A 13,261-nucleotide genomic window follows, 5' to 3' on the forward strand; every position below is an offset into this window, starting at 1 on the left:
ACGCGGACCCATGCCGAACCAGTCGCCGGCTTACCAGCCTCAGGCGGCGTGCCGATGCCCCGGCGCCGTTCGCGCGTAAAGCGCGAAGAGGGCGTCGAAATGCTCCGGCATGGTGCGGGCATGGCCGCGCGGCGCCGGGCGCGGCCCTTGCGCGAACTCGAGGATCGCGCGCGTCGCATCCTGCGCGCTGGCGGAGGCGTAGGTGAGGCCGCCGCTCCGCGCCGCATGGTCGGCGGTGCCGCCGCGGTCGGGAACGATCAGCGGCAAGCCCGACGCGACCGCTTCGGCGGCGACCAGCGAGAAGGTCTCGGCGTCGCAGCCGTGCACCAAGGCGTCGGCGCTCGCCATCAGCCGGGCGAGGGCAGGGCGGTCGCGCATCGGCGCGGCGAGGAAGATGTGCGGGTTGCCGCGCGCCTGCCGCCGCACCCGCCGCCGCTGCGGGCCGTCGCCGACGAGGACGAGGCCGATCGGCCGCTGCAGCCCGGCGGCGGTCACCGCATCGACCACCATCGGCCAGCGCTTCTCCGGCGAGAAGCGGCCGACGCCGAGCAGCAGGGTGGCATCCTCCGGCAGTTCGCAATGCGCCAGCATGCGGCGGCGCAGCTCGAGATCGCGCAAGGTCGGCGAAAACAGCCCCGGCTCGACCCCCAGCGGCACCGTCACCACGTTCCGAATGCCCTGCGCGATCAGTCGCTCCGCCAGCCCCTCGCTGGGGCAGACGACGACGTCGTAGGCGGCGCAGAGATTGCGCATGTAGCGCCAGCCGAATTCGAGCCCGCGGTCGATCGTCTCGACGCTGGCGAACTCCCCCAGCCACCGATAGCCGTAGGCCGCGAACGGGTCGGCGTGCATGAACAAGGCCCGCGGCACGCCCGGAAAGGCGCGGCCCACCTGGCTGGCGCTCCGCCACGGCGACGACGCCTCGATCAGGTCCGGCTTCTCGGCGGCGACGCGGGCGAGGAGCCGCGCCTCGTCGTCGAAATAACGGTAGCGGCGGTCGACCGGCAGCTGCGGCGACTTGACCCACTCGATCCGCCCGCCGCCGGGGAACGCCTCGGAGCGGTCCTCGTCGCCCGGCGCGACGATGACGATCTCGTGGCCGAGGCGCGGGCCGTTGGCGAGCTTCTGCTCGACATAGGTTTTCACGCCTCCGCCCTGGGGTGCGTAAAAGGCGCAGACGTCGACGATCTTCATGCCCGCACCCCCCGATGCTGCAGCCCGGCAAAATCCAGCGCGGAGAGTATCAGTCCGACGAGGATGTGCGCAAGGACGACGACGGTGGCGACCATCGTCACGACGACGGTGACCTGGTCGTGCTTGCCGAGCAGGAGCAGGATGCCGGCCGCGAAGGCGGCTTCCTTGTTCGGCAGGAACGGAAGGCGCGACAGGAGGAGGCGAAGCGCACCCAAGACGATGAGCAGGATCAGAGGCTGCGCCGGCAAGGCGATCTGCCACAGGAGAATGCCGAGGAAGGTCGTGACGCAGATCCGCAGCGACTGGATCGAGAGCACGAAGCGCAGCTCCCGCTTCGACAGGCTGAGGAATCGCCGCTGCAGCAGTACGATGCCGAGCGAACTCACCGCCAGCGCCAGCAGCGACCAGTTGAACACCGGTCCGCTCAGGGAGAGCCTGCGGATGATCGGCCACAGAACCACGACCATCAGGAAGGTAAGCCCGTTGCCGGCCACCGCGGACAAGATCGACACATCCCGCACCGCACCGAACGGCGCCGCGTGCAGCCGCGCATTTTTCCGCGCCCAGGAATAGAAATAGACCTCGCCCGAATAGCCGAGCAGCAGCTCGTTCGAGACGAACTTGCGCATCAGCGGCACGAAGGCGATGCGCGGCAGCCGCCAGAGGTGGCGGTAGATGATCCAGTCGCCGATCACCGGCGAGAAATAATAAGCGACGAAGGTTGCCCAGAAGGCGGCGCTGACCGGGATGAGGCCGAGCACGGTGATGAAATTGAGCCGCCGCAGCTCGATGACGATGACCAGCAGGATCGCCGCCGAGAAGCCGAGGCTCAGCCAGCGGCCCCATTTGCCGGTGCCTTCGATGAGCGGCGCGGGCTCGCCGGCGATGGGCGCGTAGTCCGCCCCGACCGCCGGAGCCTCGAGGGTCCGCGCGTTCATCTCGCCGCCGTCCTGGTCGTCGCTTGCGATGATCTCGTCCCCGCCCCGCTGTCCCGCCCCGGAACACAGTTAAGGACGGGCGCGCCCGGCGCAACCCCAAGCATGGTCAGGCCGCGCATGCGAGATCTCCGTACCGCGCCGGCAAGTGGCTGCGCGCAAAGGATTTCACGGTGCGATCGATGCTGTCGAGCAGCGCCTGGTAATTGGCGTCGCCGGGGTGGAGGGCGATGCGCACCACCGGCAGCGGCTTCAGCGCCGTCCGCGCCAGCGCCGCGAAGCCAAGCGAGCTCAACCGCCGGTTGCGGCTTCGGCTCGCCCAGCTGATCACCGGCCCGCGCGCCAGCACCGCCCCGTCGCGCGGCCGCCAGACGCGGAAATGGTCCTCGGCCATGGCGAAGCCTTCGTCGCGCAGCGCCGCCTTCGCGCCTTCGCCGTAGAGCCAGGCCGGCGCCACGAAGCCGGCGATCGGCCGGCCGATCACGTCCTCCACCAGCTTGCGCCCGTCCGAGAGCCGCCTCTGCGCCTCCTCGCGGCTGAGGCCGAGGAACTCGCCCTCGCCCGCCGTCATATGCCTGGCCTTGAACGAAGCGCCTGCGCCGGCGTGGCTGGAATCGTCGCGGTGGAACCAGCCGTGGAGGAACATCTCCACCCCCTGGTCGGCCCACGCGCGCAGCTTGGCCCCGAAGCCCGGGTCGTTGGCGAGCGGCGCCTCGCCCCAATGGTCGGGGACCACCAGCATCGCCATCCGGTTGGTGCCGGTGAGGCGGCAGAGGCGGTCGTGCAGCCGCTCCACCGTCGCGTCGAAGCGCGGCGTCACGTCGTGGATCGACAGCAATAGCTTTCGGGTCGCCCTGTCACGCATCGCAATCGGTCGGCTTTCGTCCTGCCACATGGCGAGCGGCCGCCGGAGCGGGCGCACACGGGCCGCGCGTCGCGGCCTGGTTCTCGTCTCGGCAGGAAATACCCGCCCTCCCCCGGCTGTGCCGGGCCCCTTTGTGGTCGCCTCGAAGGCCCCCCGGCCTAGACGAACGCACGAGGGGGAGCCAGTGAACAATCTGTAAGGCCGTGTCCACTCCTATGCGCCCAGGCGGGCGCCGCGTCCGTTGCCCCGCACAACCGCCCAAGGGCTTGTTTCGGCTCCCATATGCCGCCAGATTGCCCGGCAAGCGGCCGCCGCAGGGGCGGGGCGCCGCACCTGCCACCAAAGAGACGCCCGTTCGATGTCCGCGACCGACCTTCATCAGCACGGGCACCAGCACGGGCACGACCACGCGCATGGGCACGCGCATGGCCATGCCCACGGCCACAGCCACGGTCTCGGCCACCACCATCACCACGCCCCCGATTTCGGCCGCGCCTTCGCCATCGGCATCGGCCTCAACCTGCTGTTCGTCGCGGTCGAGGCGGGGGCCGGCATCGTCGCCGGCTCGATGGCGCTCCTCGCCGACGCCGGCCACAATCTCTCCGACGTGCTCGGCCTCGCCGTCGCCTGGGTGGCGACGATGCTGACCCGCCTCAAGGCGACCGACCGCTTCACCTGGGGCCTCAAGGGCAGCTCGATCATGGCGGCCCTGTTCAACGCCGTCTTCCTGCTCTTCGCGATGGCCATCGTCGGCGTCGAGGCGTCGCAGCGCCTCGCCGCGCCGCAGCCGGTGCGCGAGCCGATGGTGATCGGCGTCGCGCTCGCCGGCATCGTCGTCAACACGCTCACCGCCTTGCTGTTCGTCTCGGGCCGCAAGTCCGATCTCAACATCAAGGGCGCGTTCCTCCACATGGCCGCCGACGCCGCCATCTCGGCCGGCGTCGCCGTCGCCGGCGCCGTCACCCTCTTCACCGGCTGGCTGTGGCTCGATCCGATCGTCAGCCTCGCCATCGTCGGCATCATCGTCGCCGGCACCTGGGGGCTGCTGCGCGACGCGGTGTTCATGTCGCTGGCCGGGGTGCCGGAAGGCGTCGACCATGCCGGCGTGCGCGCCTTCCTCGCCAGCCAGCACGGCGTCGCAAAGGTCCACGATCTCCACATCTGGCCGGTCAGCACCACCGAGGTCGCGCTCACCGCCCACCTCGTCATGCCCGGCGGCTTCCCGGGCGACCCGTTCGTCGGTGCCATCTCCGACGCGCTGCGGGACCTCTTCGGCATCCCCCACGCCACCATCCAGATCGAGGTCGGCGACCACCCGGTCTGCGCCGTCTCGCCCAATCACGTCTGCTAAGGGCTTCTCGTCCTCCCCGTCGGCAAAGCCGATGGGGAGGGGGACCGCGTGAAACGCGGTGGAGGGGCCTAGCGGGGTTCGAGAAGGCCCCTCCACCGCACTTCGTGCGGTCCCCCTCCCCATGAGGCTGCGCCTCACGGGGCGGACTAGGTTTAAGGCTGGTTCGCCGCCTCGCTGCGGGCCGCCGCGCGCGCGGCGCTCCATTGGCGGATCATCTGCTGGAAGCAGCCGGTCTGGCCCCAGCTTCCCACCGCCGAGCAGCTTCCCGGCATGCTGGAGCGCCCGGCCTCCTCGAGGCCGCGCATCCGCGCCGCCCAGCTCGTCTCCGACGGCTGCTCCTCGCGCTTGCGCAATTCCTTGGGGATTCGATAGCGCTCATTGTCGGTGCGGCGCGCGCAGACGACGATCTCGCCGTCCGAGCCTCTGGGGCACGGATCGTCGCCATAGACGGTGACGTTGACCGTGCGTTTGCCCGAGTCCGACACCGGCGCTGCGGCGGATGCCGCGCCCGCCGCCGCCAGAAACGCCGCTGCCATGGCCGTCGAAACTCTCATATTCTCTCAATCCCGTGTCGCGCCGGAGCCTTTTCCGCACCCGCGGATGAACCTCGCCTTTCCAAAACCTCATTTCGGAACGACAACGGGGGACGCCGCGTTCGAGTCGCGCTTTCGCGAAATGATGTGAGGGAGGCCGTCCCATGAAGATGCTTTCGCTGTTCGCCGCCACCGCCGGCGTCGCTCTCCTCGGCGCCTCGCCGCCGCCGATGGACGGAATGGACGGCCCGGGCGCCGCCTCGCGCGGCTATCCCGCCTGCTCGCGCACCGTCCGCGACCGCTGCATCCAGCTTTACGAACGCGGCGTCGCCAGCCCGCGCAACCTCGCGATGAACGAGCGCTTCGGGCCGGGCCGCAATTCCCGCCGCTACGCCGAGGGCCGGATGGGCCCGCGCTACGGCGGCAGGTACGGCAATCGAATCGTCGTCGCCGCCAACGATTATCCGCCCTGCGGCGGCGGCATCGCCGATCGCTGCATTCAGGCCCCGGCCGCGTCGAACGGCCCGCATTTCGAGCGCCGGTTCGAGCGCCGCATCGTCACCCGCGTCCAATACGACCGGGAGATGGTCAGGACCGGCGAGCGGGGGTAGGGGGGCGCGATGACCCGCAAGCACCTCCTCCTCCTCCCGCTCGCCGCTGCCTTTGCCCTCGCCGGCTGCGTCACCCCGCGCGAGGGCCGCATGCCCGAATTCGTCGGCCGGCCGATCTCCGTCCAGGCCGCCTCCGGGCAGGTCAGCACCCTGTTCCTCCGCCCCGACGGCAGCGTCGAAGCCCGCTATAACGGCAAGTCGACGGTCGGTCAGTGGGAGTTTGGCGACGGTAACCTTTGCTACATCTGGGGCGACCATCCCCGCGAATGCTGGCCGCACACCGCGCCCTTCATTCCCGGCCGCACCGAGACCGTGCGCAGCGACCGAGGCAACGTGGTCAAGGTGACGCTGCAATAGAGCTCAGCGGGCAATAGGGCTCAGCGGACCCGCCGCGCCACCAGCCGCACCGCCAGCTCGTCGGGCCGCGGGTTCATGTAGGTAAGCCGCACGCGCCCGTCGGGCTGCGTCTCGACCGTACACGGCATATTGCTCGACACCGGAATCCATCCCGCCGGAAGCACGACGACATTCTCCGCCCGCCCGAGCCCGCGCTCCCACAAGAGGCTGCCGTCCGCCTGCAGCCCGTAGCGCCCCGCATCCGTATAGGTCTCGGCGATGCGCAGCCGCAGGCTCTCGCCCGCCGCCACCGGCCGGAAGCGGAACAGCACGGCCTTCGTGTCCGGCCCGATGTCGGTCGCCTCCGGCTCCGCCGCCTTCACCGCCGCTCCGGAGATGAAAGTCGGCGCGATCGCATCGCCCGTGTCGAGGTTGGTCGCGGACGGGTTCGCGACTGTGCTCCCGGCCCGGACGATGTTGACGTAGGTGGCCACCCCGGGCCGCGTCTCGGTATAATCGTGGGTCAGCGCGAAGCTGTGGGTCTCGGGCGGGTTCAGATAATAGACGATCTTGCGGCTCTGGTGCGCCCGTTCCTCCTCGGCTCCCAGCACCTTCGCCGCCACCGCCGCCTGCGCGAGGCGGGCGACGATCCGCAGCGGCGCCTGCGCCGGCGTCACGTTCCAGAAGCTGACCACCACCCGGCCGCCTTCCTCGAGGATTTGCGCCGGATAATTGGAGGCGGCGAGCACATAGCCTGCCGGCAGCACAACCGCGTTGCGCTTCACCCCGAGCGGCCGGTCGAAGACGATTTCGCCGGTGGGCGCGACAAAATAGCTCTTCGGATCCAGGTAGGTCTTGTCGATCAGCACCCGCGCCTCGCCGCCGCCCGCCGGCACCGGCCGCGCCAGCGTCACCTCGATGAAGCGCAGGCCCGGCTCGGCGTCGCGGACGCCGCACTCCCGCGCTGCCGCCGCCGCATCGACCACCGACCATTTGAGCGGCCTGCCGGTCGCCCGGTCGGTCACCCGCTCGTCGGTGGCGACGCTGCCCGGCCGGATCGGGTTGCAATAGGCCGCCGCCCCCGGCGCCACGGCGCTGATCTCGTAGATGATGCGGAATTTGCCCGATCCCGGCGCCAGCAACTCGTACCGTGTGTAGCCGTCCGCCTCCTGCTGCGCGGGCACCGGCGCCGCGGCCGAGGCCGGCCCGGCCAAACTGAGCGCCCCAGCCGCTGCGATGCGCATGACGTGAAGCATCATTCTCTCCCCTTTTCGCGCACCCATAGCGGCAGCCGTCCCGACGCGGTAGCGCCGGACATCGGGGCGAATGCGCCCATAACGGCTTGAATTTAGGATCTTTCCCCCCGGATGCGGATATGCGAATTGTCCCCCAACTACGGGCAAAAGGGTTTCCCCACCATGTCGACCTTCCAGGTGACGACCGCCAAGCCGGCGGACGTCCAGATCAGCAACGACGGCAGGACCGTCTACACCTCCTCGGACGACGGCTATTTGCGCGCCTATTCGACGGCGACGGGGGCCCTCATCCACGCCTGGCATATCGGCACCGACCTCGGTGCGATGGACCTCTCGCCAGACGGCACCTTCATGATGGTGGTGGAAGACACGCCGGTCTCGCAAACCGACCACCCCAACGATTACCCGACCTATACCGTCGCGGCCTACAAGGTCGATCTGTCGACCGGATCCGCGCACACCTACCTCTACAATACCGGCAGCAATTTCGACGACTACACCTTCGCCGACATCGGCGTGCTGAACTCGGGCCAGGTTCTGCTGACCCAGCGGATCTTCCCCGGCTGGTCCGGCTGGACGACACCCAAGCTCCTCGATCTGACGACCGGGTCCTTCACGGATCAGGGCAGGATAATTAGCCAGGACAGCTGGCTGACCCCGGTCCCGGACGGATCGAAGGCCTTGTTGGGCGAAGCCGACATCTCGAACGCCCAGCTCGATCTCTACACGCGTGGCAGCGGCATCACGGCGAGCACGTCCGGCTCCAGCTTCAACTACGGCGCCCAGGCAATCAGCATGGACGGCGCCCTCATCGCGCAGACGACGACCAACTCGACCAACATCTACGACGGCGCGCTCCACCTCGTGGCCAATCTCGATGCGCTGCATCCCGAATGGCAGAACGGGAACGTCCTCGGCATGACGTTCGATGCCGCGCATGATTTCCTCTATGTGCTCAACACCGGCACCGACACGATCGACAAGGTTTCGACGATCGACTGGCACACCGTCGCCACCATTCCCCTCGGCTTCGAAGCGGGCGCCTGGCCCGGTTATTTTTACGGATCCGACGACGCCGTCCTGCTGGATCCGACGGGACATTTCTTCACGGTCAACAGCCCCTCAGGGCTCCAGATCGTCTCCAATCCGGGCGCCGGGCCGATCACCGGCACCGAAGGCGACGACGACATTTCGGGCACCGTCGGCAACGACACGATCAACGGTCTGGGCGGGGATGATTTCATCGGCGCCGGGGCGGGGGACGACGTGGTCCACGGCGGCGCCGGGTTCGACGTCCTCTACGGGGAAGCCGGCAACGACACGCTCTACGGCGACGCCGACGACGACATCCTGCACGGCGATGCCGGCAACGATCAGCTCTACGGCGGCGACGGCAACGACTATCTGCGCGGCGGCGCGGGCGTCGACAGCTATGACGGCGGCGCCGACACCGGCGTCAATCCCTCCACCCTCGTCGGCGACCAGCTGAGCTTCTTCGAGGCCGGCGCCACGCAGGGCGCCGTCGCGGACCTGCGCACCAACATCGTCTACAATGACGGCTTCGGCAATTCCGAGACGATGACCGGCATCGAATCGCTCGGCGCCGGCACCGCCTACGCCGACACCTTCTTCGGCAACGACAACGCCAACGGCCTGATGGGCGAGACCGGGGACAAGCTCTACGGCATCGGCGGCGACGACTTCCTCATGCTGCGCGGCGCCGCCGCGATCGCCGACGGCGGCGACGGCATCGACATGCTGACGCTGAGCGCGGCCGGCCAATTCTACCAGCCTGGCGCAGGCGGCCCCGGTACGGTCGTGATGGCCCCGGCGATGACCGCCGGCTGGACCGTCAACCTCGAAGGGCAGACGCTGCGCGACGGCTACGGCAACACCGGCATCGTCTACAATATCGAGAACGTCACCGGCAGCGCCCTCGGCGATTTCATCCAGGGCAGCCAGGGCGCGAACCTGCTGGATGGCAGCGGCGGCGACGACAACATCTACGGCCTCGACGGTGCCGACACGATCAACGGCGGCGACGGCAACGACGTCTTGAACGCCGGTATCTTCGGCGATCCCTATGCCGGTGCGGCCGTCCCCACCTACCTGCTCACCTTCGACCCGGGGCGGGACGTCGACACCCTGAACGGCGGCGCCGGCGACGATATCATCTCCGCCGGCTATGGCGACAATGTCGACGGCGGCAGCGGCACCGATTCGCTGATGCTCAGCCTGATGGGTGCGCTGTCCGGCGTCACGGTCGATTTCACGCCGCTCGCGTCCGGCGGCAGCATCAGTGTCGGCGGCGGCACGATCACGGGCATCGAACGGGTCGGCAACGTCGAAGGCAGCGCCTATGCGGACGTCATCGACGCGCACGCCGTCGGCGGCGCGGTGCTCTACGGCCGGGGCGGCAACGACGTCATCAAGGCCGGCGCGACCACGTTCGCGGTCTGGGGCGGCGATGGCGACGACGTCATCGATGCCACCGCCGCCACCTATCAATATGCCTCCTATTTCTACGGCGAGGCGGGCAACGACCTGCTCATCGGCGGCCTCGGGACCGAGGTCTTGAACGGCGGCGCCGGCAACGACACCTACCGGATCTACGATTCCCGCGTCACCGTCGCCGAGGATGCGAACGCCGGCACCGACGAGGTCCAGACCAGCCTGGCAAGCTACACGCTCGGCTTCAATGTCGAGAACCTCACCGGCCTCTCCGCCACCGGCCAGACGCTTACGGGCAACGACCTCGACAACGTCATCAGGGGCGGCACCGGCGCGGACACGATGGCCGGCGGCAAGGGCAACGACGTCTACTATGTCGACAGCGACCAGGACAGCGTCACCGAACAGGCCGGGGAGGGTACGGACGAGGTCCGCTTCACCACCTATGGCTACATCCTCGGCGCGAACGTCGAGAACCTCACCGGCCTTTCGGCCACCGGCCAGTTCCTGGTCGGCAACGCCCTCGACAACGTGATCGCGGCCGGCGACGCGAACGACGCTATCATCGCGTCCTCGGGCGGCAGCGATCATGTCTATGCGAACGGCGGCAACGACAGCATCGATTTCGGCGCCGCGTTCGACGCGAGCGACGTCGTCGACGGCGGTGCCGGAGCGGACGAGCTTGCGCTCGCCGGCGTCTACAACAACCTCGTCCTCGGCGCGAACGTTCGCAACATCGAGCGGCTCAACCTGCGGAGCCACGATGCCTATGTCGACCATTCGCCGATCCCGAACCAATATACCATCGTCGCCGGCGATTTCGTCAGCGCCACCGGCCAGCTGGAAATCGCCGGTGCCGGGCTCGCGGCCAACGAGACGCTGAGCTTCGACGGCTCAGCGCGCTCCGACGTCGCCTTCACCGTCTCCGGCGGCCGGGGCGACGACAGCATCAAGGGCGGCGGCCTCGCCGACACGATCGACGGCCAGTTCGGCGCGGACACGATGGCCGGCGGCAATGGCGACGACCTCTACACCGTCGACAATGTCGGCGATCTCGTCGTCGAGCAGGCCGGCGAGGGCAAGGACACCGTCCGCACCACGCTCGCGGCCTACACGCTCACCGCGAATGTCGAGAATCTCGGCGGCTCCGACACCGCGCAGACCCTCACCGGCAACGGCCTCGACAATTGGATCGCCGGCCTCGGCGGAGACGACGTGCTCGACGGTGCCGGCGGCTGGGACCGGTTGAACGGCGGCGACGGCAACGATCGCCTGCTCGTCAGTCTCCCCGGCAGGGTCCTGGCTTATGGCGACGCCGGCACCGACACCTTGGTCGTCGACTATTCCCAGACGACCGGCCGGGTGACGACGCTGCTCACCTATAGCGAAACCGGAGACGGCCCCGCCTACGGCTATAGCGACGGCCTCGGCCGCAGCGTGTCCTTCTTCGACGTGGAGAAGATCGACATCACCACCGGCGAGGGGAATGACGACGTCAAGACCGGCGCGGGCGACGATCGCGCCACCTTGAACGGCGGCGACGACATCGTCCACCTCGACGCCGGCAACGACACCGCCTTCGGCGGCGCCGGCACCGACACCCTCTACGGCGAAGCGGGCGACGACGTGCTCGACGGCGGCACCGGTGCCGACACGATGACCGGCGGCACCGGCAACGACGTCTATTATGTCGACGACGCCAACGACATCGTCATCGAGAATGCCGGCGAGGGCACCGACGAGGTCCGCACCACGATCGCCAATTACGTCCTGCCCGCCAACGTCGAGAAGCTGACCTATGTCGGCACCGGCAACTGGACGTTCACCGGCGGCACCGGCAATGACAACGTCGCCGCCTCAGACGGCAACGACTTCTTCGACCTCTCCCAGGGCGGCGCCGACAAGGCGTCCGGCGGCGGCGGCACCGACGCCTTTTCGTTCGGGGCGGCGTTCGGGGCCGGGGACTCAGTGGACGGCGGCGCGGGCGCCGACACGGTCGGCATCCGCGGCGATTATACCGGGGCCAACAAGCTGACGATCACGGCGGGCCAGCTCGTCAATGTCGAGACCTTGAGCATCATGACCAGCCTCGGCGGTCCCGTCGGCTACGACATCACATGGTCGGACGGCAATCTCGCCACCAACCAGAAGATGGCGATCTACGCCGGCAACCTTCAGGCCGGCGAGAACGTCACCTTCGACGGCTCGGCGGAGACCCACGGCTATTTCGTCATGTACGGCGGTCTCGGCACCGACAATTTGAAGGGCGGGTCCTCAAGCGACGGCTTCTATTTCGGCCCCGGCAAGTTCACTCAGGCCGACCATGTCGACGGCGGCGGCGGCGGGCAGAACCAGCTCGGCCTCGATGGCAGCTACGACTTCTCGAGCAGCTCCGCGCTCGGAACGTTCGGCGGCAACTTCGCCAACATCCAGACCATCGTCCTCTACGCCGGCGATCCCGTCTACAACATCGTCACCAACGACGCGGCGGTGGCGGCCGGCAAGCTCCTCACCATCTTCGGCACACCCGTCGTCACGAACCTGGTGTTCGACGGGTCGGCCGAGACCGACGGGAGTTTCCGCATCCTCTCCGGCACCGGCGACGACACGCTCACCGGCGGCCATGGCAACGACACGCTCTACGGAAACCTTGGCGCCGACACCCTCACCGGCGGCGCGGGCAACGACGTCTTCCTCTACACCGACGCCGCGCAGTCGACGGCGGCGAAGACGGACCATATCCTGGAGTTCGACGCCGGCGACAAAATCGACCTCTCGCAGATCGACGCCGACTCGACGCAGGCCGGGGACCAGGCCTTCGCCTGGATCGGCGCGAACGCCTTCGGCCACCATGCGGGCGAGCTGCGCGCCGACCTCGCGAACGGCGTCTGGACCGTCCAGGGCGACTTGGACGGCGACGGCACGGCCGACTTCACCCTGCTCGTCACCACCGCCAACAACCACCCGCTGGTGAACACCGACTTCGTGCTCTGAGGGGAGGGGACGGTCACGGCGACTGTCCCCAACCCGCCCTTGACCCCCGGGCCCTTGACCCGAGCCCCCCGCTCCGGCGTTAGGGGCGGGTGATCGACCATGGGCTCTTCCACCAGCTGATGACGGCCTACGGCCTGTGGGCACTGTTCGGCATCGTCATGCTGGAGAGCATGGGCCTGCCGCTGCCGGGCGAGACCGCCCTCGTCAGCGCCGCGCTCTATGCCGGCGCGACCGGGCATTTCCAGCTCTGGGAGGTGATCGCCGTCGCCTTCGCCGCCGCCGTTACCGGCGACACGTGCGGCTATTGGATCGGCCGCACCCTCGGCTTCCGCCTCCTCGCCCGCTACGGCCGCCACGTCCGCATCACCGAGGACCGGCTGAAGATCGGCCGCTATCTCTTCCGCCGCCACGGCGGCAAGATCGTCTTCTTCGGCCGCTTCGTCGCCTTGCTCCGCGTGCTCGCCGCCTTGCTCGCCGGCGCCAACCGCATGCCGTGGCCGCGCTTCGCCGTGATGAACGCCGCCGGCGGCCTCGCCTGGGCGGCGAGCTTCGCCACCGCCGCTTATGTGTTCGGAGACCGGGTCAGCAAGGTCGAGGGGCCGATCGCCATCGGGCTCCTCGTCCTCGTCGGCGTCGGCATCGCCTTCGCTTTGTTCAGCGCCCACCGCTACGAAAAGCAGACGCTCGCGCGCATCCTCGCCGAGGAGGCGGAAGCCGACGGCTGCCGCTGAGCTT

At 68.9% G+C, this 13,261-nt stretch carries 10 protein-coding genes; 5 read left to right on the forward strand and 5 right to left on the reverse strand.

Translation table 11 applies throughout. From position 1 onward, the window contains the following. Positions 1-39 precede the first annotated feature (39 nt). The 3 genes from VGC56_RS03880 to VGC56_RS03890 form a co-directional block, all read right to left on the reverse strand. Positions 40-1,194 carry a glycosyltransferase gene (locus VGC56_RS03880; RefSeq protein ID WP_464123399.1) on the reverse strand — a complete coding sequence of 385 codons (1,155 nt, stop codon included), beginning with the start codon at positions 1,192-1,194 and terminating at the stop codon, positions 40-42. After that, a complete protein-coding gene (locus tag VGC56_RS03885; protein ID WP_464123400.1) occupies positions 1,191-2,132 on the reverse strand; it encodes a hypothetical protein in 942 nt (313 codons plus the stop codon). The genes VGC56_RS03880 and VGC56_RS03885 overlap by 4 nt, the downstream gene beginning before the upstream one ends. Before the next feature lie 106 nt (positions 2,133-2,238). Beyond that, positions 2,239-2,994 (reverse strand): DUF2334 domain-containing protein, encoded by a 756-nt coding sequence (locus VGC56_RS03890; protein ID WP_464123401.1) that lies wholly within the window; start codon positions 2,992-2,994, stop codon positions 2,239-2,241. Positions 2,995-3,352: 358 nt separating this feature from the next. Between VGC56_RS03890 and VGC56_RS03895 the strand changes: the two genes are divergently transcribed. Beyond that, on the forward strand, positions 3,353-4,345 hold the full coding sequence (locus tag VGC56_RS03895; protein ID WP_464123402.1) for a cation diffusion facilitator family transporter: 993 nt from the start codon (positions 3,353-3,355) through the stop codon (positions 4,343-4,345). 152 nt (positions 4,346-4,497) lie between these two features. Here the strand turns inward: VGC56_RS03895 and VGC56_RS03900 are convergent, their stop codons facing one another. Further along, on the reverse strand, positions 4,498-4,899 hold the full coding sequence (locus tag VGC56_RS03900; protein ID WP_464123403.1) for a hypothetical protein: 402 nt from the start codon (positions 4,897-4,899) through the stop codon (positions 4,498-4,500). A gap of 143 nt (positions 4,900-5,042) precedes the next feature. Between VGC56_RS03900 and VGC56_RS03905 the strand changes: the two genes are divergently transcribed. Beyond that, positions 5,043-5,489: a hypothetical protein gene (locus tag VGC56_RS03905; RefSeq protein ID WP_464123404.1), complete on the forward strand. Its 447-nt coding sequence runs from the start codon at positions 5,043-5,045 to the stop codon at positions 5,487-5,489. Between the two features lie 9 nt (positions 5,490-5,498). Next, positions 5,499-5,846 (forward strand): hypothetical protein, encoded by a 348-nt coding sequence (locus VGC56_RS03910; RefSeq protein ID WP_464123405.1) that lies wholly within the window; start codon positions 5,499-5,501, stop codon positions 5,844-5,846. Positions 5,847-5,866: 20 nt separating this feature from the next. On the opposite strand, the gene VGC56_RS03915 is transcribed toward VGC56_RS03910, so the two are convergent. Continuing rightward, entirely contained in the window at positions 5,867-7,084 is a 1,218-nt protein-coding gene (locus tag VGC56_RS03915; RefSeq protein ID WP_464123406.1) for a hypothetical protein, read from the reverse strand. Positions 7,085-7,243: 159 nt separating this feature from the next. Between VGC56_RS03915 and VGC56_RS03920 the strand changes: the two genes are divergently transcribed. Together VGC56_RS03920 and VGC56_RS03925 are read left to right on the forward strand one after the other, a co-directional pair. Continuing rightward, a complete protein-coding gene (locus VGC56_RS03920) occupies positions 7,244-12,526 on the forward strand; it encodes a beta strand repeat-containing protein (RefSeq protein ID WP_464123407.1) in 5,283 nt (1,760 codons plus the stop codon). A gap of 89 nt (positions 12,527-12,615) precedes the next feature. Further along, positions 12,616-13,257, forward strand: a complete 642-nt coding sequence (locus VGC56_RS03925; protein WP_464123408.1) for a DedA family protein — start codon at positions 12,616-12,618, stop codon at positions 13,255-13,257. Positions 13,258-13,261 lie beyond the last annotated feature (4 nt).

The sequence above is a fragment of the Allosphingosinicella sp. genome (assembly GCF_036403745.1).
Taxonomy (GTDB): Bacteria; Pseudomonadota; Alphaproteobacteria; order Sphingomonadales; family Sphingomonadaceae; genus Allosphingosinicella.